This window comes from Mesorhizobium sp. WSM4840 (assembly GCF_055811755.1).
This window is the reverse complement of record NZ_JBVVQD010000138.1, coordinates 1-347: the sequence shown is the minus strand read 5'-3', so window position 1 is coordinate 347 and position 347 is coordinate 1. Positions and strand designations below refer to the sequence as shown.

The following is a 347-nucleotide window of genomic DNA, read 5'->3' as shown; positions in this document are numbered from 1 at the left end:
AAGGTCGGGCCCTTGTTCTCGAGGATCTTGCCGGCAACGATCGATGCTTCCGCACCGGCGTTGGCCGCGATCTGGCGGGCCGGAGCCTGCAGCGCGCGACGCACGATGCTGATGCCAGCGGTCTGGTCGGAGTTGGCGCCGACAGCCTTGATGCTCAGCGAAGCGCGCAGGAGTGCGACGCCGCCGCCGGGAACGATGCCTTCTTCGACGGCCGCACGGGTCGCGTTGAGGGCGTCATCGACGCGGTCCTTCTTTTCCTTGACTTCGATCTCGGTCGCACCGCCGACGCGGATGACGGCAACGCCGCCCGCCAGCTTGGCGAGACGTTCCTGCAGCTTCTCCTTGTC

Annotated in this window: 1 protein-coding gene; it reads right to left on the bottom strand. The window is 67.1% G+C overall.

Going from position 1 to position 347, the window contains the following annotated elements:
• A partial coding sequence (locus AC0L3I_RS37035) for a TCP-1/cpn60 chaperonin family protein (protein ID WP_473530245.1) occupies positions 1–347 on the bottom strand: 347 nt, incomplete at both ends.